This is a genomic window from Corynebacterium sp. TUM25020 (assembly GCF_056388495.1).
Map to the genome: position 1 here is coordinate 20,188 of NZ_JBWJFG010000008.1, position 20,901 is coordinate 41,088.

Genomic DNA, 20,901 nt, shown 5'->3' on the forward strand with positions numbered 1-20,901 from the left:
GTAGTTCACTGGCAGAAACTTTTTAGATTCCCTAGCCAAAGTGTTGTAGCTCACATACAGTGGCGTCAACAAGTTAGTTAATCGCTTGTAACTGAATGTGGGGAGTGTGGACAAGCGCTCTCATCACAATCCCGCCACCTTTCAAGGAGCTGCACACGTGGAAACCACTACTGCCAACTCAACCGCCCCGGCAGCCGCAGATCTGACCGAGCCACGCGGAATCCCGAGCCACCGCGAACTTGTCAACGAACTGCGTGAGCGCCTAGCTCGTGCCCAAGCCGGCGGAGGGGAGAGAGCTCGCAAGCGCCACACGGATCGTGGCAAGCTACTGCCACGCGAGCGCATTCGCTTACTTCTGGATCCCGGCAGTCCCTTCCTGGAAATCGCGCCGCTTGCCGCCGAGGAGATGTACGACGGCAAAGCCCCAGCCGCGGGCATCATCGCGGGAGTCGGGCTTGTACACGGTCGCCTGTGCCTTATCGCCGCTAATGACGCCACCGTCTCCGGCGGTACCTACTACCCGATGACGGTCAAGAAGCACCTCCGCGCCCAGGAGATCGCAGAGCAAAACCACCTGCCATGTATCTACCTCGTTGATTCCGGTGGCGCGATGTTGTTGCAGCAAGACGATGTATTCCCGGACCGCAATCACTTTGGCCGTATCTTCTTCAACCAGGCGAACCTGTCAGCGAAAGGGATTCCACAACTATCTGCTGTGATGGGTTCCTGTACCGCAGGCGGTGCCTATGTTCCTGCTATGAGTGACGAGACGATCATCGTGGAAAACCAGGGCACGATCTTCTTGGCTGGCCCTCCACTGGTGAAGGCTGCGACCGGCGAGGATGTCACCCCGGAAGAACTCGGTGGTGGAGCAATGCATTCCCGTATTTCCGGGGTGACGGATCACCTGGCCGCCAATGATGAAGACGCACTGCGGATCATGCGTGGGATCGTCGAAACTCTGCCAGAATCCAAGCCGACTCCCTGGAAGCGCAGTGCCCCCGTGCCGGCTCCGCGCCCGCAGGAGGATCTTTACGACATCGTGCCCACCGATCCGAAGATTCCCTATGACGCGCATGAGGTCATCGAAACGCTGTGCGACGAGGGCAGCCTCTCGGAGTTCAAAAGCGAATATGGCAACAGCATCATCACGACCTTTGCGCGGCTGGAAGGCCACCAGGTCGGAGTGATCGCCAATAACGGCATCATCTTTGCCGAGGCCGCCATGAAGGGCGCACACTTCATCGAACTTTGCGAGCAGCGCAACATTCCCATCATCTTCTTGCAAAACACCACCGGCTTTATGGTGGGGCGTCAATACGAAGAAGGCGGCATCGCCAAGCACGGGGCGAAGATGGTTAACGCCGTGGCTACCGCATCGGTGCCCAAGCTCACCGTTGTCACTGGTGCGGCTTTCGGCGCTGGCAATTACTCCATGTGCGGCCGAGCGTATTCGCCGCGATTCCTGTGGATGTGGCCGAATGCGCGTATCGCAGTGATGGGCGGACCACAGGCGGCCATGACACTTTCTACCGTCCGACGTGCGCAGATTGAGCGCCGGGGCGAGGAGTGGTCTGCCGAGGCACAAGAGGCCTTCGAAGCGCCAATTCGCGAGATGTTCGACGAGAAATCCACCTGCTGGTACTCCACAGCACGACTGTGGGATGACGGAGTGATCGATCCTGCGGACACACGCCGCACGCTCGCCATGGCCCTCGATATCTGCGCTCAAGCTCCGCGCGAGGAAACCGGTTTCGGCGTTTTCCGCATGTAAGGCGTTCAAATCCTTTCAACGCAGCCCACCAACGCAACGCACCCACAGAAAAGAGAAACTGCCGTGAGTAAAACAACTGCTACCACCGGCCCGTTCGATACGGTGCTGGTCGCCAACCGCGGTGAGATCGCCCTGCGCGTGATCCGCACCGTGCACCGCATGGGGCTTAAGGCCGTGGCCGTCTACTCCGATGCCGACTCCGCAGCACCACACGTCCACGCTGCAGACAAGGCTGTGCGTCTAGGCCCTGCCGCCGCTGCCGAGTCCTACCTCAACATAGACAAGGTTATTGACGCCGCGAAGGCGGCCGGCGCTGGCGCTATCCACCCCGGTTACGGATTCCTCTCGGAAAACGCGGCTTTCGCCAAGCGCTGTGAAGATGAGGGAATCATCTTCATTGGTCCCCCGGCCAGCGCTATCGAGACAATGGGTGACAAAATCACCGCCCGCGCGACCGTCGAATCCCGCGACGTGCCCACCGTTCCCGGAATCTCCCGGCCAAATCTAACGGACCAGGAGATCATCGACGCTTCTGAATCCGTTGGCTTCCCCGTGCTCATCAAACCCTCCGCTGGTGGTGGCGGCAAGGGAATGCACTTGGTGGAGGAACCTGAGACGCTGGCCAGCGCGCTGGTCTCCGCCCGCCGCGAGGCTGCAAGCTCCTTCGGCGACGACACGTTGTTCTTGGAGCATTTCGTAGATACTCCGCGCCACATCGAGGTGCAGATAGTCGCCGACTCCCACGGTAACGTGATTCACCTGGGTGAACGCGAATGCTCTCTACAGCGTCGCCATCAAAAGGTCATTGAGGAAGCCCCCTCTGCACTGCTGGACGAAAAAACTCGGCAGGAGATCGGCGAGGCTGCCTGCGATGCCGCCCGAGCCTGCGGTTACTGCGGTGCGGGCACGGTGGAGTTCATCGTCTCGGCCAAACAACCAGAGCGCTTCTTCTTTATGGAGATGAACACCCGCCTTCAGGTCGAGCACCCGGTCACCGAAATGGTCACTGGTCGCGACCTGGTGGAATGGCAGATCCGTGTGGCGCGCGGGGACGCTCTGCCCATCTCACAGGACGACGTGCAGCTCAACGGCCATTCCGTAGAAGCGCGTGTTTATGCTGAGGACGCAGCCGCTGGGTTCCTGCCCACCGGCGGAATGATCACGGGACTGTCTTGGCCGGGTGGGGACGGGGTACGTGTGGACGCCGGTGTAGTCGAAGGCCAAGAGGTCAGTTCTGACTACGACCCAATGTTGGCGAAAATCATTTCCCACGCTGAGACGCGTGAGGCTGCCCTTCAACGCCTCGACCAGGCGCTGGCCCACACCCGCATTGAAGGTCTGACGACCAATATTGACTTCAACCGCTTCCTGGTCACCCGCCCGGAGGTTATCGCTGGAGACCTGCACACCGGCTTACTGGATTCCATCGTCGAGGACTTCCAACCTCGCGCAGTCCCCGTGGACACTCTCGCCGTTGCCGTGCTCCACCTGGCGGGCGCGCTAGGGGGCGGAGGCGAGGGGGCGTCACAAAGAACGACCTCGGAACCCACCCTCGGCAGTGCCTGGACCGCGTGCGACGGGTGGCGCGGCGCTGGGAAGCGAGCACCTTTGCGCTTGGTGCTTGCCGATCCAGGCGGGGTAAGCGCGCCGGTTGAGGCTCGTGCCGAATATGAAGACGACGCGTGGACGATACGGCTCACTCCATTGGTCAGCGATGAGGGGGAAGACGAAGCGTCAGCTTCGGAAACCCGCCGTATCAAGATCGTTGCCGACCCGCAGGCCACGCGCAACGAATGGCGGCTGTCCATCGACGGCGCGCCTGCTGAGAAATGGAGTGCCGGAAGACACGGCAGCATCACTGGACCGAACGGAACCCACGTGGTGGAGGTGTTCTCCGGCACGGCGCACGACGCAGAGGCCAGCACTCAGGATTCGCCGGACATCCTCAGCCCCATGCCCGGCACCGTTATCGCAGTGGAAGTCGCTGATGGCGATGAGGTCACCGAAGGCCAACCCGTAATCGTGATTGAGGCCATGAAGATGGAGCACACTCTGGCAGCGCCTCGCGGCGGAAAAGTCAAGGTCAGCGCTGAAGTTGGCCAGAAGGTCGGCACCGGAGAAGTCCTGGCGGAAGTCATTTCTGCGAACGACGCTTCCGATTAGCCAGCAGCTAAGCACATTCAACAGTTCACAAAACACAAGCACACCAATAACCCACAGAAAGAGAAGAACAATGAGCCAAAGCACCAAGGACCGCAATCCCTACCTCTCCGACGAACTGCACGAACTGCGCGCCAGCGTGGAGGATTTCGCCAACTCCGTAGTCGACCCCGTGGCCGCCCAGCACGACCGCGACCACACCTTCCCCTATGATGTCGTCCGCCAGATGGGCGAGATGGGTCTCTTCGGCCTGCCAATCTCCGAGGAATACGGAGGCATGGGCGGTGACTACATGGCCCTCGGCGTGGCATTGGAGGAGCTGGCTCGTGTGGATCAGTCCGTCGCCATCACCCTCGAGGCCGGTGTTTCTCTGGGCATTATGCCCATCTACCGCTTCGGCAGCGACGAGCAAAAACAGACCTTCCTGCCGAACCTGGTGGCGGGCAAGAACCTGGCAGGCTTCGGCTTGACCGAACCTGAGGCTGGTTCCGATGCCGGTGGAACCAAAACGACCGCCAAGCTTGACGGCAACGAGTGGGTGATCAACGGATCGAAGCAGTTCATCACCAACTCCGGCACGGACATCACCTCCCTGGTCACGGCCACCTGTGTGACCGGCCAGCGTGACAACGGCAAGAAGGAAATCTCCGCCATCATCGTACCGACCGGCACACCGGGCTTCACCGCCGAGCCCTCGTACAACAAGGTCGGCTGGAATGCCTCCGATACTCATCCGCTTACCTTCGATAATGTCCGCGTACCCGAGGAGAACCTGGTCGGCGAGCGTGGCCGCGGATTCGCCTACTTCCTCTCCATCCTCAACGAAGGCCGCATCGCCATCGCCGCCCTGGCCACCGGTGCTGCGCAGGGCTGTGTGGATGAATGCGTGCGCTATGCGAAGGAGCGCACCAGCTTTGGCAAGCCCATCTCCGAGTACCAAGCCATCAGCTTCAAGATTGCCCGCATGGAGGCTCGCGCCTGGACTGCCCGGCAAGCCTGGTATGCCGCGGCGGCGAAGATGGCCGCAGGCCTGAACTTCAGTAAGGAAGCCTCCATCGCGAAAATGGTTGCTTCTGAGGCAGCCATGGATAACGCCCGTGATGCCACTCAGATCCACGGCGGCTATGGATTCATGAACGAATATCGCGTTGCTCGCCACTACCGCGATTCCAAGATCCTCGAGGTAGGCGAGGGAACCACCGAGGTACAGCAAATGCTTATCGCCCGCGCTCTCGGCGTATAGGCCGCGCTTCACCCCCCCTAAGCACGTCGGATACCGACGAGGCGTCACAAAGAAAACTAAGGAGACCTGTAACAATGAGCGAAGAAAAAGAGGTTGTGCAGCGCGGCCTGTGGTTCGAGGAGTTCGCCGAGGGCGTGGTGTACCGGCACCAACCCGGACGCACCGTCACCGAGGCGGATAACACGCTGTTCACCACCATGACCATGAATACCCAGCCGCTGCACATCGACGCAGCGTGGGCTGCCGCCCAGGACGGCTTCCGCGGCGAGCGACTGGTGAACTCCATGTTCACCTTGTCGGCGGTAGTGGGGCTATCAGTGAGCCAACTTTCCCTCGGCACGATTGTGGCCAACCTGGGATTCAGCGAGATTTCCTTCCCGGCCCCCATGTTCCACGGAGACACTCTCTACGCCGAAACGCGCTGCGTGGGCAAACGGCTTTCGAAGTCACGACCCGGGCAGGGCATCGTGGAACTCGAACACATCGGGCGCAACCAGGACGGCACCATCGTCTGCAAAGCCACACGCAAGACACTGATGCAATGCGCACCGGGTGGGGAGGAGCCCAGCAATGGTTAGTTCGAGAACTCCCCAGCCGAACTCTTGGCTGCCAAAGGGGCCTGCGCTTTTGTTCGCCCCTGCCGACCGACCCGAGCGTTTTGCAAAGGCCGCGGATCGTTCAGACATGGTGATTCTCGACCTCGAAGACGGTTGTCGCGCCGAGAACCGAGCAGAAGCCAGGAAGAACGTCCAACATGCAGACCTCGACCCGGAACGCACGATCGTTCGCATCAACGCAGTGGACTCGCCGGATTTCGCCGAGGACCTCGCCGCCGTCGTCGATTCGCCGTATCGAACCGTGATGGTGCCGAAGGTAGAGTGCGGTTTCTCTCTTGGTGACGCCAACTCCAACGATCGTCCGCTGCCTGCTGACTTTCGAGTGATTGCGTTGATCGAAACCCCCAGGGGAGTGGTGAACCTCCCGGAAATCGCGGCAGACCCGCAGGTCGTGGCTCTGTTTTGGGGTGCCGAGGATCTGACTGCTGCACTGGGCGGGACAAGCTCGCGCTACAGTGCCGACGAGGTTCCCACCCCGGGAGGTGGCCCATCAGGCCATCCAGGTGGTTACCGCGAAGTACCGCGCCTCACCCGTGCGCTGGTGCTCACGCACGCGGCGGCGGCTGGCATCGTCGCGCTGGATTCGATTCACGCAGATACGACGGACACTAAAGGTGCCAGCGCCGAAGCCATCGACGCAGCTGCCAGCGGCTTTACCGCCACCGTGTCCATTCACCCTGGCCTGGTGCCCGTTATTCGCGAGGCCTATGCCCCAACCGAGGAACAGGCCACGTGGGCGCGCCGCGTCATTGAAGGCGCGGCCAAGAACACCGGGGCTTTCGCTCTGGATGGCCAGATGATCGACGCACCTTTGCTCCGCCAAGCGGAAATCATCGCCGCCAGAATCCGCTAGTTTCCATCGCCAGTTTTCTCAATTCCCCTTCTCACAACTCTTCAGCGAGATTCCTTTCGCACGAAAAGGTTGATATCCATGACACTTCCGATTCGCAACGACCGTCCGATTGTGATTTCCGATCCGGCGGATCTAGACCCCACACTGTCACACCAGGTTGGCCGCACTGACGTCGATCTGCTGGACGAGACCATTGGGCAGTGTCTAGCCCGCATTGTGGCCGAGTATCCAGAGCACGATGCGGTCATTGACTTCTACGGTGATGTGCATCTGACCTACACGGAGTTCTATCGCAAGGTTCAACGTCTGGCCTCTGGGCTGCACGCAGCTGGTTACCGCAAGGGCGATCGTATCGGCATTTGGGCTCCCAACCGCTGGGAATGGACTCTGGTGCAGTTCGCCACCGCTGAGATCGGCGCAATCCTGGTGTGCATTAACCCCTCCTACCGTCACAAGGAATTGGTCTATGCCATGGGGCAGTCGGGAGTAAAAGGACTGTTCTCCGCCGGTCGCTTCAAGGACTCGAATTACCGGGCGATGATTGATGCAGCAGAGAGCCAGTTCAGCCGCCACAATTACAAGGAAACGATCTTCTTTGGTTCGGAACGTTGGGACGAGCTAGCTAACCACGCCATCTTGGATCTCAACCCAGTTCGTGAACAGCTGCACCCGGATGATCCCATTAATATCCAGTACACCTCCGGCACGACAGGTATGGCCAAGGGTGCGACGCTGACCCACCGCAACATTCTGAACAATGGTTACCTGGTGGGGGAGACCCTCCAGTACACAGACCGCGACAAGGTCGTCATCCCCGTACCTTTCTTCCACTGCTTCGGCATGGTGATGGGCAACCTCGGTGCCATTACACACGGTGCGACGACCATCATCGCGGGCCCAGTGTTTAACCCCCAATCCGTGTTGGAGGCAGTGGAGCACGGCAAGGCCACCAGCCTTTTCGGCGTTCCCACGATGTTTATGGCGGAGCTGGATGAGATTGAACACGCCAAGGCCAAGGGGAAGACCTACGACCTATCTAGCCTGCGCACCGGCATCATGTCCGGAACTGCCTGCCCTACCCGCACGATGCGGCAGGTGATGGACATCATGAATATCAATGAAATCACCATCGCCTATGGCATGACGGAGACCTCCCCGGTGAATCACCAGACAGTGGTAGACGACCCGATTGAAAAGCGTGTGGGTACTGTTGGACGCCCCAATCCGCACATCGAAGTGAAAATCGTTGACCCGGAGACCGGGGAGACCGTTAAGCGCGGCGAACAGGGCGAGATTCTGATCCGTGGCTTCCTGGTGATGCAGGGTTACTGGGACATGCCCGGTAAGACTGCAGATGCGATTGATGAGGACGGCTGGATGCACTCTGGTGACCTCGGAACGATGGACGAGGAAGGCTATGCCCGTATTACGGGTCGAGCGAAGGACATGGTGATTCGCGGCGGAGAAAACCTTTACCCGCGCGAAATCGAGGAGTTTCTGATGACCCACCCGGATATCTCCGATGTGCAGGTCGTGGGCGTGCCAGACGAGAAGTACGGCGAGGAACTAATGGCCTTCATCATCATGCGGGAGGATACCGTACCGCTGGACAAGGAAGCTGTCCGCGAGTTCTGCGACGGTGAGCTGACCCGGCACAAGATCCCCAAGTACGTCCAGTGCGTTGATTCCTTCCCCATGACCCTGTCGGGCAAGGTTCGCAAGGTTGAGCTGCGCGAACAGGCTGTCGAGATCCTCGGCATCTACCAGAAGTAAGCCGTCCCACCAACAGATCCACACAGATACACAGAAAGGAAGCAACCGTGAGCACTACAGCGGCCCATCATTCAAAACTGCGTACCGCCGCGGAGGCAATTGCTGATATCCCAGACGGCGCCACCCTGGCCGTCGGCGGATTCGGAGTATGCGGAATCCCGCAAGTCCTTCTCGAAGAGCTAAGCCGATCCAATGTGAAAGACCTGGAGGCCGTAAGCAACAACGCCGGCCTTGATGGTCGAGGCCTGGGTCTGCTGCTGGCTAACCATCAGTTGCGCCGCATTGTGGCCAGCTACGTGGGGGAGAACAAGGAGTTCGCCCGCCAGTACTTGGACGGCGAACTAGAGGTGGAGCTCACTCCGCAGGGCACCCTGGCGGAGCGTCTACGCGCCGGCGGTTCGGGCATCGGAGCTTTCTTCACCCGCACCGGCGTGGGCACGCTTGTTGCCGACGGTGGGATGCCATGGAAGTACGACGCCAACGACAAGACGAAGGTGCAGGTGGCCTCGCCTGCGAAGGAAACCCGCACCATCGACGGCGAGGACTATGTGCTGGAAACCGCTATCCGCGCCGACTTCGGCCTGGTTCGGGCCGCAATCGCAGATAAGGATGGCAATCTGCGCTTTTCCAAGACCGCCCGCAACTTCAACCCCCTGGCCGCCATGAGCGGCAAGATCTGCATCGTGGAGGCCGAAAAAGTTGTGGAAGTCGGAGAACTTGCCCCGGACGATATCCACCTGCCGGGTGTTTTCGTCCACCGCATTGTGAAGCTGACCCCAGAACAGGCAGACGACAAGATGATCGAAAAGGAGACCGTACGATGACCGGCTGGACCCGCCAGGAAATGGCCGCCCGTGCCGCCCAAGAACTCGAAGACGGCCAGTACGTAAACCTGGGCATCGGTATGCCCACGCTCGTACCCAACTATGTGCCAGAAGGCGTGACTGTATCTCTGCAATCGGAAAACGGCATGCTGGGAATCGGCCCGTACCCGGAAGCCGGTCAGGCTGACCCGGATCTCATCAATGCAGGTAAGGAAACCGTCACAGCTTTGCCTGGCACTAGCTACTTCGACTCTGCCTTAAGCTTTGGCATGATCCGCTCGGGCAAGATCGACGTCGCCATCCTGGGCGCCATGGAGGTCAATGCCCGCGGCGACATCGCCAATTGGATGGTGCCCGGCAAAATGGTCAAAGGCATGGGTGGTGCTATGGATCTGGTCGTTGGTGCGCGCCGGGTGATCGTGTTGATGGACCACACCACCAAAACCGGCGAACCGAAGCTCATCAAGGAACTCACTCTGCCCACTACCGGGCTTGGAGTGGTAGATCGGATCATTACGGATCTGGCCGTATTTGATCGTGACGACGATGGTTTGAAGCTCGTGGAGCTGGCACCTGGCGTCACCACAGAAGAGGTAGAAGAAAAGACCGCAGTTCCGTTTACAACGGCCCTGAGTTAGACCAACCAATCGGCTTCGCTGAGCGGTCGTTCGTGCCATACTTGAGGGCACAACGCAGGCTTTTTAAGCGATGACGCCACTAGTTTCGAAAGTTAGGATTTATCAGATGACCTTGCAGGAAGACCCTAAGGATATTGTCGTTGTAGGTGCAGCACGAACCCCGCAGGGACGCATGCTCGGTGCGCTGGCGAAGAAGAGCTCGGTTGATCTGGGTGCAGAGACCATCAAGGCCGTATTGGAGCGCTCCGGTGTGGCAGCGGGAGACGTGGATTACGTACTGATGGGGCAGGTCGTACAGGCAGGTTCCGGGCAGAACCCGGCGAAGCAGTCCGCTGTGGCGGCGGGTATTCCGATGAACGTTCCGGCCATGACTGTGAACAAGGTGTGCCTGTCCGGCCTGGATGCCGTTATTAATGCTTCCCGTCTGATCCGCCTGGGCGATGCCAGCATCGTCGTCGCCGGTGGTCAGGAGTCCATGACCAACGCCCCGCACATCGCCGCAGGCGTGCGAGCAGGTAAGGGCTATGGCTCCCTGGCGTTGCAGGATTCCCTGGAGCGCGATGGTCTGTCTGACCCGAACGAGGGTACGGCCATGGGCCTTGAGACCGACGAGGGTAACGCTGAGCGTGGCATCACCCGCGAGGAGCAGGACGAGATTGCAGCCCGCTCTCACCAGCTCGCCGAGGCTGCCACCAACGAGGGCGTCTTTGCCGAGGAGATCGTTCCGATCGAGGTGAAGGGCCGCAAGGAAACCGTAACCGTTACCGCCGATGAGGGCATCCGCCCCGGCACCACAGCCGAGGGGCTAGCGAAGCTGCGCCCGGCCTTCGTGAAGGACGGTACGATCACCGCTGCTTCTGCCTCCCAGATTTCCGATGGTGCTGCGGCCGTGGTGCTGACCACCCGCGAAAACGCTGAGACCAAGGGGCTGGAGATCCTGGCCACCCTGGGGGAGTACGGACAGACTGCCGGCCCGGACACTAAGCTGCACTCCCAACCGTCGCAGGCCACCGCTGCAGCGCTGCAGAAGGCCGGCTGGGAGGCTGGCGACCTGGACTTCCTGGAGATCAATGAGGCATTCGCCTCCGTGGTTGCACAGTCCATCAAGGACCTGGACTACCCGCTGGACAAGACCAACATCCACGGCGGCGGCATTTCCCTGGGGCACCCCATCGGTGCCTCCGGCGCACGCCTGGTGGTACACGCAGCGCACGAGCTGAAGCGCCGCGGCTCCGGCAAGGCCGCCGTTTCTCTGTGTGGCGGTGGCGGCCAAGGTGACGCTCTGCTGCTGTGGCGCTAAGTCGGCTTAAGAGCGGCGGGGCTTTCTCCAAGCTGCTGCCCCTAGCAGTTGGTGCGGCAGCCGTCTGCGCGTGCTGCGCCATTGCCTCAGCTGACCCGCAGACCCCGGGCGGGTTCATCCCGGAATGCCCCACGAAAGCGCTTTTCGGATTCAACTGCCCGGGCTGCGGCTCGATGCGCATGATCCAGGCGCTGGTACAGGGAGACTTCGGCGCGGCGCTGCGCTATAACGCCGTTGGGGTACTCGGACTATTCCTCCTCGTGTGGAGCTGGTTAGTCTGGATCGGGCGAGCCTGGGGGAAGCACATACCCAATTGGGAACACTATCGACACGCACCTCTGGTCGTAGGGGTGGTGATAGGGCTGTGGTTTATAGCTCGCATACTGCCGTTTTCGCCATTTTTGGAACTTCGAGTGTAGGTTCCTACAGCCTTTAGGCTTTGCTCGTAGTATGGGTGTGCTAGGAAGATAGCGTCACTTGAGAACCCAAAGTGCGAAAAACTAAGGACACCAATGACCAATCCCTATGACCAGGGGCCTTCCAATGAAGACCCGTTTGGACTAGAGGACAAGCAGGTTTATCCGTACAACAGTGGGTATAACCAGACTCCCTCCCCTGACCAATCTTCCAGCTATGGCGGTTACCAGAACAGTGGTTACCAGAATGGCGGGTACAGCGGCTACCAGAACCAGTCAGCTGGTTATGGAGCGCAACTGGGGCAGGCATACCAGCCGGGAGTGGGACGAACTCCACCCGATAACTGGATGTGGGCAACGATTTTGGCCACTATCATTTGCTGCCTACCGTTGGGGGCAGTTGGAATCTACTTTTCCTCCCAAGTGGAAAGCCGCTGGCTCCGTGGGGACTATGCAGGCGCACAAAGTGCCTCCGACACTGCGAGAAACCTGGCTCTCGCATCAGCATGCGTCTTCGCCGTGGGTTTCATCGTCTACTTCGTTATCTTTGCGGGTTTTCTAGGACTCAGCCTTAGCGACATCTAGACTCTTAGCAACATCATTATGAGCGCCATCACCGGTAGCGCGAGACCCGTGGAAACCACCGCGGTGTCTCGCGCTAGTACTTTATTGACGCCGAAGCGCTGCGCATAGGTAAAGACGTTCTGTCCGGTCGGGAGGGCGGCCAGGAGCACCATGGCCAGAAGCAACTGAGACGAGGCGTCACAAAGAAAAACGCCGTAGAACGTGGCGATGGCGGGGTGCACGACAGTTTTGACCAGCGACGCCGCCCACACAGAACAACGGGGCGATAGACCAGGTTGGAGTACGCGAACCTCCGCCATCGACATGCCAAAGGCAATGAGGGCACAGCCGACAGTCGCGTCTGCAATGATTCCCATTGGGTCGGCGATGATGCCGGGCAGAATGAAGCCCGTGTTGTGCTGCAGCAGCGAGATGACGATTCCGATTACGGCGCCGATGATGAGTGGGTTCTTCAGGATCGTCAGCACAGTGGAGCGGACGAAGCTGGTGGTCTGCTTGCCCGTGCGCATGTCCAGCGCAAGCACGCTCAGCGGGCCGTAGAATCCGACCTGGAAGAGGATGACGGGGAGGGTAAGGGTGGGATCGTCCATCAAGTGGGCAGCCAGGGGGATGCCGAGGTTTGAGCCGTTGCAGTAGGTGCAGGCGAGCATCGCGATGATGGAATCCTCGGTGGAACGCCTAGTGAGCCAACGATAGCCCAAGAAGGCCATAAAGCCCGTGGTGAGGGTGGACAGCGCCACAACCAACAAATTCGGCCCGAAAAGCTGGGCGATGTCCGTTTTGGACATGAACGTGATCAGCGTGCAGGGCAGCGCGATCCAGAACACGAACATGTTGAGGGTGTAGACCGCATTGGGGCCTAAAAGACGAAGACGCCCTACTCCGAAGCCGATCGCGATGACGAAGATGACGACGGCAAAGCCGGAGAGGACGTTGAGCATTCGTTTTAGATACGGGAGTGGACTGGCTAGAAGCTACTTGTTCACTACGTAGGCATTAGCAAGTTTGTCGGTGAACGACTGCTTCTGAGAATTGGTACCGATGCTGACGCCGACGGCGATGTAGACGGCGAGCAATAGGAAGGAGCCAACAGTAGGAATGAAGTTGAAAATCACGGTGAGGAAGTACCAGGAGTTCCGCTTCATCGAGTCAATTGGGGTGATGTTCTGACCATTGGCAGAGACCACGCGGGCTCCGATAGCCATCTTGCCGAGAGTGCCACCCTTCTTGGACTCCATGAAGACACGGTAAACAAACCAAAGGATTGCCGTGAGCACATTAGCGATTGCCATCTTCGCAGTGGGGTAGGGGACGCTTGGCGTTTCACCGGGGTTAGCTGAGGAACTCGCCTCGACCCAATCCATAAAGTCCTGGCCGCCAATGACAAGCACCAAGATGATAGCAGGGATCAGAATCAGCAAGCTGTCGAGGAATAGCCCCAGGAAACGCTTCCAAGCGCCGGGACGACCATTGCCAAGAAGCGGGGCGTTCCCCGGAGCATCGTTGAAGGCCGGAGCGTTAGGGAAGGCAGGGGCACCGTATTGATTGTTATTTACTGCGCCGTAATAATTTCCGCCGTAGCCGTTGCCAACACTCTGATCATAGGAGCCGGCTTGCTCGTAGGGATTTCCCTGATTGAAGGGATTCGACTCGCCGGCATTGCCTCCGGGGTAATCGTTGAAGTTCGGCAGATCGCCATTCGGGTTGGAGTTATTGGGGTAGTTGTTGCTCAACGGCAGACATCCTCACTGTTTCTCAGTACGTGCACGAGTGTGCTCGAATTGGTTTACTGTGCCAGCATAGCCGACATTTTTCTTTGCTGGCGGAGGGTACGAAAAAGACCCACCGCCGGGCTCGTGCTTTAGAGCACAAGGGCGTTGGGTCTTTAATCGTGTCTGTTAAACGTCTGCGGGCAGCGACGCTTTAAGCGCGCAGCCCTGCTGCGCAGCCACTGCGCATCCCCTTTTTGCAAAGGAGACGGCTATTTAGCGGCTGTGGAAGGGCAGGAGTGCCATCTCGCGCGCGTTCTTCACGGCGGTGGCAACCTGGCGCTGCTGCTGCGGGGTCAGGCCCGTTACGCGACGAGAGCGAATCTTGCCACGCTCGGAGATGAACTTACGCAGCAGGTCGTAGTTCTTGTAGTCAACCGTCTCAATGCCCTCGGCCTTGAGCGGGTTCTTCTTCGGGCGGCGGGACTGTTCCATCCGCGCCTTCTTCATGTTGGTGCGCTTCATTGTTAAAGCTCCCCCTTACCAGCTGGACTTGCGTACGCCCGGCAGCTCACCGCGGTGAGCCATGTTGCGGACACGTACACGGGACAGGCCGAACTTACGCAGGTAGCCGCGCGGGCGGCCATCGGCTGCGTCGCGGTTACGGACGCGAACCGGGGAAGCGTCGCGGGGCTGACGGTTCAGCTCCCACTGTGCATCCAGGCGCTCCTCGTCGGTGCTGTTCGGGTTCTTGATGATCTTCTTGAGCTCAGCGCGACGCTCCGCGTAGCGGGCGACGATTTCCTTGCGCTGCTCGTTCTTCGCGATCATGGACTTCTTAGCCATAAATTATCGCTCCTCGCGGAATTCGACGTGCTTGCGGGCGATCGGATCGAACTTCTTCAGGGTGATGCGATCCGGGTTGTTGCGCTTGTTCTTACGGGTGACGTAGGTGTAACCGGTGCCAGCCGTAGACTTCAGCTTGATGATTGGGCGGATATCGTTACGTGCCATAGTTAGATCTTCTCCCCACGGGCGCGGATCTTGGCAACGACAGACTCGATGCCGTCACGGTCAATGGTCTTCAGACCCTTAGTGGACACGTTCAGCGTGATGGAACGGCCCTCAGAGGGCAAGTAGAACGTACGACGCTGGATGTTCGGGTTCCAGCGACGGTTCGTGCGGCGGTGCGAGTGGGACACAGACTTGCCGAAGCTCGGCTTGCGTCCCGTGACCTGGCAATATGCCGACATGGGTTTTCTCCTTCCGCCGGAGATCAAAGGTGCCAGCGCCGCGCACATCTAAAACCCATGGTTAGACGGGCCTTGAGTTTTACGTGGTGGGGCGCTGTTTTTAGCCTTAAATCCGTCCGGCGATGACGTTTACATAGACAACAGCGGGAGCTAACTTTACCCCACGGGTGCGCTATAACCTAATCGCTCTTTGTGACGCCCTATGCTCTCATCGCGCCCTGCTGTGACACCGTCCCAGCACGGCAAACGCGATTTTATTAATGAGGTGTTTGTTCGCTATCATAGTCCCTCGTTGTGCGACTAACTTTGTCGCGCCTTAATAGCCCCTCGGTAACCGAGTGGCCTGAAGGGCGTCAATAAAGAAGGCAGAGAAGGCGCGCTGCTTTTTATGACCCGACTCAGGCACGACCTGCGTAACAGATTCGCAGGACCGACCTGATGTACACACACCTAAGGGAATAAGAGGAAACCATGAAGAAGGATATCCACCCCGACTACCACCCCGTAGTCTTCAAGGATGCGAGCACCGGACACCAGTTCATCACTCGCTCCACCGCTACCTCCGACCGCACCGTTGAATGGGAAGACGGCAACGAGTACCCGCTCATCGTCGTTGACGTGACCAGTGAGTCCCACCCCTTCTGGACCGGCGCTCAGCGCGTTATGGACACCGCCGGCCGCGTGGAGAAGTTCCAGCGTCGCTACGGCAACATGACCCGCCGCAAGAAGAAGTAAGAACTCTTCTCACTAAACAGATCCCAAGAAATCTATTTCACACCTTTAATAAGGAGGTAGAAGACAATGGCAGTACCGAAGCGCCGTATGTCTCGTGCAAACACGCACTCCCGCCGTTCCCAGTGGAAGGCCGACAACGTTGCTCTGCAGAACGTTAAGGTCCAGGGCCAGGAAGTTCAGATTCCTCGCCGTCTGGTAAAGGCCGCTCAGCTGGGTCTCATCGATCTGGACTAGGTCTGATTCCATAGCGATTTTAAAGCTACGTTCGTAGCGTATCGATCCCCACCGCACACACAGTGTGGTGGGGATTTTGCCTTGTTAAGACATATAAGAAAAGCTGTGTGTTCATTAAAAAAGTTGTTGCGCACGAGCATGGCCACAGATTCGAAGGCACAATGGTTCGTATGAAGATTCTTGTTGTAGATGACGACCAGGCAGTGCGTGAATCCCTACGCCGTTCCCTGATCTTTAACGGCTACACTGTCGTACTGGCGACGGATGGTGAAGAAGCTCTGGAATCCATCACCAATGAGCGACCAGACCTTGCCATCCTTGACGTGATGATGCCGAAAAAGGATGGGCTGGATGTCTGCCGCGAACTGCGCAGCCATGGCGATGATCTGCCTATCCTTCTACTCACTGCCCGCGACTCCGTGGAAGAGCGCGTTGCCGGTCTCGATGCTGGTGCAGACGACTACTTGCCGAAGCCCTTTGCGTTGGAGGAGCTGCTGGCGCGTACCCGCTCACTGTTCCGTCGCGCTGCCCGCCCGGCGATTCAGGAGGGTGAGTCCCACGAACCGCTGCGTTTCGAGGATCTAACCCTCAACCCGGAGACTCGCGACGTGTACCGCGGCGACCGCCAGATCAGCCTGACCCGCACGGAGTTCGCCCTCCTGGAGCTGCTGATGAGCAACCCGCGAAAGGTTCTTTCTCGCAACACGATCCTGGAAGAGGTTTGGGGGTACGACTTCCCAACCTCCGGCAATGCTCTGGAGGTGTACATCGGTTACCTCCGACGCAAGACCGAGGCCAATGGCGAAAGCCGTTTGATTCACACTGTGCGGGGAGTGGGCTACGCGCTGCGTGAGACTGCACCGTGATCCTGCGTAGGCTCCCGGAGGAGAATCTTGCGGTCGAGCCCGGAACGGATTACACCCAGGCCGAGAAAGACGGTGGCTCTAGCGAAAGCAGAAGCGGCCGACTAGTAAAGTCGGTGCGTTTTTCTCTGCGCGGATTATCTCTGCGTGTCCGCTTGGCTGGGCTCACAGCCATCGTAGTGATGCTGTGTATCGCGATTATCACCGTAGCTTCCTATGCCACTGTCAAGCAGGTGCTATCGCAAGAGATGGATAAGACGCTGCAGACTCAGGCACAGGCTTATATCGATTCTGGATTCGAGTTTCCAACCAGTGAAACCGGCGAAGGGGAGAATTACCGCCCTCGCTTCTTTGACTCCGACAACAACATGAGTGTGCTCGTCGTCCCCGCTGAGCAGGCGGGACGGCAGGCAGATTTATCGAAGTTCGAGGGTATTCTCAGCGCCGACGAAGTCGGTGTGTTGGTGGGCGATGACCCATACGTTTTCGAAAGCAACGGCGATACCCGCAGTTTCGCCATTGCTGCGCTAGACGGTCGTGTCATCGTGCTGCGTCTGGATATTTCCTTTACCAATCAAACCCTGGAATCTCTGTGGCTAGTGTTGATTCTCATTGCCACGACAGGTTTTATTGCCTCGATTATCGTGGGCATAGCGGTGGCGAACTCCGGTGCTCAGCCGATCACCCGGCTGCGCCGGGCTGCTGATGAAGTCTCCCGTACCGGTGAGCTGCGGCAGATCCCCGTCTACTCTCAGGACGAGCTAGGGGCGCTGACCGTGTCGTTCAACAACATGATGAATGCGCTGCAAGAGGCCCAGACGAAACAGAAGAATCTGGTTGCGGATGCCTCACACGAGCTGAAGACACCTCTGACGTCGCTGCGTACAAACGTGGAGCTGCTGATGTTGGCGTCGCAAAGAAAAGACGGTGACGGTCCCGGCATAAGTGATGAAGACCGCAAAGACATAGAGCGAGACGTCATTGCGCAGATCGACGAAATGAGCGGTCTGATCGGCGATCTTGTTGACCTAGCCCGTGAGGACTCCGACCCAGAGGTCTTGAGCACTGTCGAGATTTCCGAGCTCATCGCGCAAGGCATTACACGCGTGCAAAGGCGTCGTCCCGACGTGACCTTCGATACCCACCTCATTGAGTGGAACCTGCAGGGAGATTCTTTCGCCCTGTCGCGTGCGCTGCTTAATTTGCTGGATAATGCGGCCAAATGGTCGCCCGAAGGCGGTGTGGTGCGGGTCTGGATGCAGCCAATCGCTGGTGAGGGATGTGACGCCGCAGCTTCCCATCTAGAAGATTCAGCATTGCAAGAGGTGGAGATTCGTGTGGCAGATTCGGGGCCGGGCATTCCGCAGGAGGATCGAGAACTTGTATTCGACCGCTTCTATCGGTCAATAAAGGCTCGATCAATGCCAGGATCCGGTTTGGGGTTGGCGATCGTGAAGCAAGTTATTGAGCGCCACCACGGTGTGATCGTGGTTGACGAGTCCGATGACGGCGGTGCTCTCATGCGTGCCGTTCTTCCTGGACTGCCTGGGGAATCGCAGGAGTGACGTGGGTCGGGAACATTTGTCCGCTGATTTTTCTTAAACTGGCAGAAAAGTTACAGCGTTCGTAGCGCTGACCTACATATATGACAGACATACTGGTGTCCATGAACGAAAGGGAACACGATATGGGTGAGAACACTTCGGGGAATGGGCAGCGAATGCCGGGCGAACCGGACTTTTCCGATGGGGGACGGGAAGCAGCTCAGAATCCTGGAGCTAGTGCAGGCGCTAGCGGCGCCAACGCGGACGCTAATGCAAACGGTAACGTCGGTGGTGGCACAGAGGCTCGCAAGATAGGGCGCGAGCATATTCATTGGAATGGCGAGCAAGGTACGCCACAGTATCCGGCAACGCACGCTGGCTCGCCGGTGCAACCGGGAGCGTGGCCAACGGGTCTGGAGGATAATCAGACTCAACAGATCCAGGCTCAGCACATTCAACCCCAGCAGATGCAGCCCCAGCAGGCGCAGAGCCAACCGTTCCAGGATCCGCTAGTGCCACAGGATCCGATGGCGCCGCAGCCACGGGAGAAGAAGCGTTGGTCGACACCAGCGGTTGCTGCGTTGTTGCTGACCGGTGCCGTGGTGGCCTCCGCGGTGACTTACGTGGGCATGGATGCCTTGAATGAGAACAAGTCCAGCAACAATGCCACAACGTCTTTCGACAGCTCTAACACCACCAATAAGTCCGCAAAGGAAAAAGAGGCTTCTAACCCGGTAGAGCCGGGAAGCACCTCCGATGTGGCTAACAAGGTTCTACCTTCAGTCGTGTCAATTCGCGTCACCACGTCTCAAGGCGGTGACGAGGGATCTGGCTCGATCATTTCCTCTGATGGTCTCATTTTGACGAATAACCACGTTGTCTCTGCCGCTGAAGGCGGAAAGGCGAAAATGGAAGTGGCTCTCAACGACGGTCGTACTCTCGAGGCGGAGGTCGTAGCCACCGATCCGCAGACGGATATCGCGGTGATTAAGGCAAAGAACGTCACGGACCTTAAGCCCATTGAGTTCGGTGATTCGAATGCTGTGAACGTGGGCGAAGACGTGATGGCGATTGGTTCCCCCCTTGGGCTATCGGCCACGGTGACGACGGGCATTGTTTCTGCTAAGAATCGTCCTGTACAGGCATCTGGCGAAGATGGTGGCGAAGCTTCTCTGATTGATGCGATCCAGACGGATGCTTCCATTAACCCCGGCAACTCCGGTGGTGCACTGGTGGATATGCAAGGCAAGCTCATTGGCATCCCCTCTGTTATCGCCTCCACTGGTGGTGAGTCAGCGGGCTCTATTGGCTTGGGCTTTGCCATTCCGATTAACCAGGCCGAACGCATCTCAAAGCAGCTGATCGATAAGGGTAAAGCGGAGCACCCGATTATCGGCGCGAAGGTCAATACTCGATCCAATGAAGTGGGCGCCGTCGTCGTCGACGTCAACAAAGACAGTCCTGCGGATAAGGCTGGTTTGAAGAAGGGCGACCTGGTTACTCACGTCGACGAGCGACGTGTGGATTCCGGCGTTGCTTTGATTGCGGCTATCCGATCGCACGCAGTGGGAGACACTGTAAAGCTCAAGGTTAAAGAAGGTCGCGATGGAGAAGAACGTGAGGTTGAGCTCACTCTAACTACCGCCGAGTAGTCCGGCATCCCCGTTCGCCTGTACAGCAGTAGGCGGACGGGATATTTTATTAGTTACGTTCGTTTATTTATTCAGGAGGATCGCAGTGGCCGTTCGGAAGGCTAACCCAGAGTCTGCGGACATTAATGAAGTCGCGGTCATGAAGTCCGTGGATCACGCACAGGTGGAGCGACTGGCAGAGGAGATCCCCGAGCCGGATGACGCACTGTTTCACTCCTTGGACGCCAAGGAGCGAACCCGCGAGCAGCTTCTCGATGATCCGCCCCTGCACGCCATGGTTGTTCTCGTAACCGATTTCCCTGAGGAAAAAGCGAAGAACGGGGAACTGGTTGCAGAGCTGCTGGTCGAGGAAGGTTTCTTGGTCGACGCCGTTCTCAGCGTTGAGTCCCGAAAGGGGGCGATCCGCAAGGCTATTCAAACCGCCGTTGTCGGAGGCGCGGATCTTGTTGTCACCATCGGCGGAACCGGAACCGGTCCGCGGGATAAGACGCCGGAGGCTACACGCGCGGAGTTGGATCGCAAGATTCCGGGCATTGCTGAAGCGCTTCGATCCTCGGGCTTGGCGGCGAACTCTTTGGATGCGGGCCTTTCCCGCGGTGTTGCGGGCATCTCCGGTTCCACCGTGGTGGTGAACATCGCCGGTTCTCGCGGAGCGATTCGCGACGGTATGGCCACTTTGGGGCCGCTGGTTCGTCACGTTGTCGACGATATGAATAACCGGGCTTAGC

General features: G+C 58.7%; 23 protein-coding genes. 17 read left to right on the plus strand and 6 right to left on the minus strand.

Annotated features, from left to right (window positions below):
- The first annotated feature begins 202 nt into the window (after positions 1-202).
- From AC05K6_RS08615 to AC05K6_RS08665, 11 genes are all read left to right on the plus strand, one after another.
- Positions 203-1,774, plus strand: coding sequence for an acyl-CoA carboxylase subunit beta (locus tag AC05K6_RS08615; RefSeq protein WP_473963775.1), 1,572 nt, complete (start codon positions 203-205; stop codon positions 1,772-1,774).
- Positions 1,775-1,837: 63 nt separating this feature from the next.
- A complete protein-coding gene (locus AC05K6_RS08620; protein WP_476728327.1) occupies positions 1,838-3,937 on the plus strand; it encodes an acetyl/propionyl/methylcrotonyl-CoA carboxylase subunit alpha in 2,100 nt (699 codons plus the stop codon).
- 70 nt (positions 3,938-4,007) lie between these two features.
- Positions 4,008-5,177: an acyl-CoA dehydrogenase family protein gene (locus AC05K6_RS08625; RefSeq protein WP_476728328.1), complete on the plus strand. Its 1,170-nt coding sequence runs from the start codon at positions 4,008-4,010 to the stop codon at positions 5,175-5,177.
- Positions 5,178-5,251: 74 nt separating this feature from the next.
- The gene (locus AC05K6_RS08630; protein ID WP_476728329.1) at positions 5,252-5,755 is read left to right on the plus strand and encodes a MaoC family dehydratase; all 504 of its coding nucleotides are present in this window, start codon (positions 5,252-5,254) and stop codon (positions 5,753-5,755) included.
- On the plus strand, positions 5,748-6,647 hold the full coding sequence (locus tag AC05K6_RS08635; RefSeq protein WP_473963743.1) for an HpcH/HpaI aldolase/citrate lyase family protein: 900 nt from the start codon (positions 5,748-5,750) through the stop codon (positions 6,645-6,647). The genes AC05K6_RS08630 and AC05K6_RS08635 overlap by 8 nt, the downstream gene beginning before the upstream one ends.
- A gap of 78 nt (positions 6,648-6,725) precedes the next feature.
- On the plus strand, positions 6,726-8,420 hold the full coding sequence (locus AC05K6_RS08640; protein WP_448308432.1) for an AMP-binding protein: 1,695 nt from the start codon (positions 6,726-6,728) through the stop codon (positions 8,418-8,420).
- Between the two features lie 47 nt (positions 8,421-8,467).
- A complete protein-coding gene (locus AC05K6_RS08645) occupies positions 8,468-9,244 on the plus strand; it encodes a CoA transferase subunit A (RefSeq protein WP_448308433.1) in 777 nt (258 codons plus the stop codon).
- Positions 9,241-9,882 carry a CoA transferase subunit B gene (locus AC05K6_RS08650; RefSeq protein WP_473963746.1) on the plus strand — a complete coding sequence of 214 codons (642 nt, stop codon included), beginning with the start codon at positions 9,241-9,243 and terminating at the stop codon, positions 9,880-9,882. Before AC05K6_RS08645 ends, AC05K6_RS08650 begins: the two co-directional genes overlap by 4 nt.
- Positions 9,883-9,988: 106 nt before the next feature.
- Positions 9,989-11,182 (plus strand): acetyl-CoA C-acetyltransferase, encoded by a 1,194-nt coding sequence (locus tag AC05K6_RS08655; protein WP_293790958.1) that lies wholly within the window; start codon positions 9,989-9,991, stop codon positions 11,180-11,182.
- Positions 11,173-11,601 (plus strand): DUF2752 domain-containing protein, encoded by a 429-nt coding sequence (locus tag AC05K6_RS08660; protein WP_293790959.1) that lies wholly within the window; start codon positions 11,173-11,175, stop codon positions 11,599-11,601. Before AC05K6_RS08655 ends, AC05K6_RS08660 begins: the two co-directional genes overlap by 10 nt.
- 93 nt (positions 11,602-11,694) lie before the next feature.
- A complete protein-coding gene (locus tag AC05K6_RS08665; RefSeq protein WP_293790960.1) occupies positions 11,695-12,183 on the plus strand; it encodes a CD225/dispanin family protein in 489 nt (162 codons plus the stop codon).
- Here AC05K6_RS08665 and AC05K6_RS08670 read toward each other — a convergent pair.
- From AC05K6_RS08670 to rpmB, 6 genes are all read right to left on the minus strand, one after another.
- Positions 12,180-13,124, minus strand: a complete 945-nt coding sequence (locus AC05K6_RS08670; RefSeq protein WP_293790961.1) for an AEC family transporter — start codon at positions 13,122-13,124, stop codon at positions 12,180-12,182. The genes AC05K6_RS08665 and AC05K6_RS08670 overlap by 4 nt on opposite strands.
- 33 nt (positions 13,125-13,157) lie before the next feature.
- Positions 13,158-13,916 (minus strand): RDD family protein, encoded by a 759-nt coding sequence (locus AC05K6_RS08675; protein WP_476728330.1) that lies wholly within the window; start codon positions 13,914-13,916, stop codon positions 13,158-13,160.
- A gap of 252 nt (positions 13,917-14,168) precedes the next feature.
- Positions 14,169-14,417: a 30S ribosomal protein S18 gene (rpsR, locus tag AC05K6_RS08680; protein ID WP_005293672.1), complete on the minus strand. Its 249-nt coding sequence runs from the start codon at positions 14,415-14,417 to the stop codon at positions 14,169-14,171.
- 15 nt (positions 14,418-14,432) lie between these two features.
- Positions 14,433-14,738, minus strand: a complete 306-nt coding sequence (gene rpsN, locus AC05K6_RS08685; RefSeq protein WP_005293669.1) for a 30S ribosomal protein S14 — start codon at positions 14,736-14,738, stop codon at positions 14,433-14,435.
- 3 nt (positions 14,739-14,741) lie between these two features.
- Positions 14,742-14,906 carry a 50S ribosomal protein L33 gene (gene rpmG / locus AC05K6_RS08690; RefSeq protein ID WP_005279910.1) on the minus strand — a complete coding sequence of 55 codons (165 nt, stop codon included), beginning with the start codon at positions 14,904-14,906 and terminating at the stop codon, positions 14,742-14,744.
- A gap of 2 nt (positions 14,907-14,908) precedes the next feature.
- Positions 14,909-15,145: a 50S ribosomal protein L28 gene (gene rpmB, locus AC05K6_RS08695; protein ID WP_005293665.1), complete on the minus strand. Its 237-nt coding sequence runs from the start codon at positions 15,143-15,145 to the stop codon at positions 14,909-14,911.
- 471 nt (positions 15,146-15,616) lie between these two features.
- On the opposite strand from rpmB, the gene AC05K6_RS08700 reads away from it, so the two are divergent.
- The 6 genes from AC05K6_RS08700 to AC05K6_RS08725 all read left to right on the plus strand — a co-directional run bounded on the left by AC05K6_RS08700 (position 15,617) and on the right by AC05K6_RS08725 (position 20,900).
- A complete protein-coding gene (locus tag AC05K6_RS08700) occupies positions 15,617-15,880 on the plus strand; it encodes a type B 50S ribosomal protein L31 (protein ID WP_005293662.1) in 264 nt (87 codons plus the stop codon).
- 66 nt (positions 15,881-15,946) lie between these two features.
- Positions 15,947-16,114 (plus strand): 50S ribosomal protein L32, encoded by a 168-nt coding sequence (rpmF, locus tag AC05K6_RS08705; RefSeq protein ID WP_293790963.1) that lies wholly within the window; start codon positions 15,947-15,949, stop codon positions 16,112-16,114.
- A 170-nt stretch (positions 16,115-16,284) separates the two neighbouring features.
- Positions 16,285-16,980, plus strand: coding sequence for a response regulator transcription factor (locus AC05K6_RS08710; protein WP_293790964.1), 696 nt, complete (start codon positions 16,285-16,287; stop codon positions 16,978-16,980).
- Entirely contained in the window at positions 16,977-18,542 is a 1,566-nt protein-coding gene (locus AC05K6_RS08715) for a sensor histidine kinase (RefSeq protein ID WP_476728331.1), read from the plus strand. Before AC05K6_RS08710 ends, AC05K6_RS08715 begins: the two co-directional genes overlap by 4 nt.
- Before the next feature lie 122 nt (positions 18,543-18,664).
- Positions 18,665-20,173, plus strand: coding sequence for a S1C family serine protease (locus tag AC05K6_RS08720; RefSeq protein ID WP_476728332.1), 1,509 nt, complete (start codon positions 18,665-18,667; stop codon positions 20,171-20,173).
- A gap of 139 nt (positions 20,174-20,312) precedes the next feature.
- Positions 20,313-20,900, plus strand: coding sequence for a MogA/MoaB family molybdenum cofactor biosynthesis protein (locus tag AC05K6_RS08725; protein WP_448308393.1), 588 nt, complete (start codon positions 20,313-20,315; stop codon positions 20,898-20,900).
- The last annotated feature ends 1 nt before the right edge of the window (position 20,901 follow it).